The sequence below is a fragment of the Methylorubrum podarium genome (genome assembly GCF_022179745.1).
GTDB lineage: Bacteria > Pseudomonadota > Alphaproteobacteria > Rhizobiales > Beijerinckiaceae > Methylobacterium > Methylobacterium podarium.
The window spans coordinates 1-1,566 of record NZ_BPRD01000720.1 but is presented as its reverse complement, the minus strand read 5'-3'; the positions used below and the strand labels follow the sequence as shown (position 1 = coordinate 1,566).

The following is a 1,566-nucleotide window of genomic DNA, read 5'->3' as shown; positions in this document are numbered from 1 at the left end:
CATCGCCCGTGCCCTCGACCGTGCCGTGCGAGGTGATTGGCTTCGCCGGCGACCGCGCCCTCGCCATGCCGTTCGGCTCCCTGGAAGGCGTGCGCCGCGGCTGCCCGGCCCTGGTGCGGGACGAAGCGGCGGGCTCGATCCGCCCCTCCGCCGCCTGGCTCGGGCGCACCGTCGACGCCCTCGGGCGCCCGATCGACGGGCTCGGCCCCCTCGCGCAGGGGCCGGCGATCTATCCCCTGCGCGCCGATCCCCCGCCCGCGCACGGGCGGAAACGGGTCGGGCCGCCGCTCGATCTGGGCGTGCGCTGCATCAACACCTTCCTCACCATGTGCCGCGGGCAGCGCATGGGCATCTTCGCCGGCTCGGGCGTCGGCAAGTCGGTGTTGCTCTCGATGCTCGCCCGCTACACCGCCGCCGACGTGGCGGTGATCGGCCTCGTCGGCGAGCGCGGGCGCGAGGTGCAGGAATTCCTGCAGGACGACCTCGGTGCGGCGGGCCTCGCCCGTTCGGTCGTGGTGGTGGCGACCTCCGACGAGCCGGTGCTGATGCGCCGCAACGCCGCCTACGTGACGCTGGCGATCGCCGAGTATTTCCGCGATCAGGGCGCGCAGGTGCTGTGCATGATCGACTCGATTACGCGCTTCGCCATGGCCCAGCGCGACATCGGCCTCGCCGGCGGCGAACCGCCCACCGCCAAGGGCTACACCCCCACCGTCTTCTCCGAACTGCCGCGCCTTCTCGAGCGGGCGGGGCCCGGCACGGGGGAGGGGGCGATCTCCGGTCTGTTCACCGTGCTGGTGGAGGGCGACGACCACAACGAGCCGGTGGCGGACGCGGTGCGCGGCATCCTCGACGGGCACATCGTCATGGAGCGCCGCATCGCCGAGCAGGGCCGCTATCCGGCGATCAACGTGCTGCGCTCGGTCTCGCGCACCATGCCGCGGGCCTGCGACCCGGCGCATCTTCCCACGGTCCGCCGGGCGCGAAAGGTCCTCGCGACCTATGCCGACATGGAGGAACTGATCCGGCTCGGGGCCTACCGCGCCGGCTCCTCGCCGGAAGTGGACGAGGCGGTGGCCTTGATGCCCGATCTGACGGCTTTTCTGGGGCAGGGTAAGGAAGAAGCAACCTCCATCGGCGAGGGTTACGCCCGGTTGGCCGCCATCGTCGGCGGCGGGTGAGGCGGCTTCGAAAGCGCGTCGGGTGACGGTCCGGAAGGATTGCCGCGCCGATCGAGCCGCTTTCCAGCGTAGCGTGGAGTGGATGGCCCGACATGAAATCGCGTGACACGCTGATCCGGCTGCGTCGGTTCCAGGTGGACGAGAAGCGCCGCCGGGTCGCCCAGATCGAGATGATGATGGCCGACTTCAACCGCATGGCGGCCGAGCTCGACCGCGAGGTCGCGCAGGAAGAGGCCCGCGCCGGCATCTCCGACCCGGCCCATTTCGCCTACCCGACCTACGCCCGCGCGGCCACCGGCCGCCGGGACAACATGCGCCAGTCGGCCGCCGCCCTGGAGGGTCAGCTCGCCGAGGCCAAGGCCGAGCTGGGCGAGGCGTTCGAGGA

At 72.0% G+C, this 1,566-nt stretch carries 2 protein-coding genes; both read left to right on the top strand.

Annotated features, from left to right (window positions below):
• Positions 1-1,181, top strand: a 1,181-nt coding sequence (fliI, locus tag MFF42_RS26220; RefSeq protein ID WP_238258877.1) for a flagellar protein export ATPase FliI, incomplete at its 5' end; no start/stop codon positions are given.
• A 92-nt stretch (positions 1,182-1,273) separates the two neighbouring features.
• The coding region (locus MFF42_RS26215) for a flagellar export protein FliJ (protein WP_238258876.1) at positions 1,274-1,566 on the top strand (293 nt) is incomplete at its 3' end.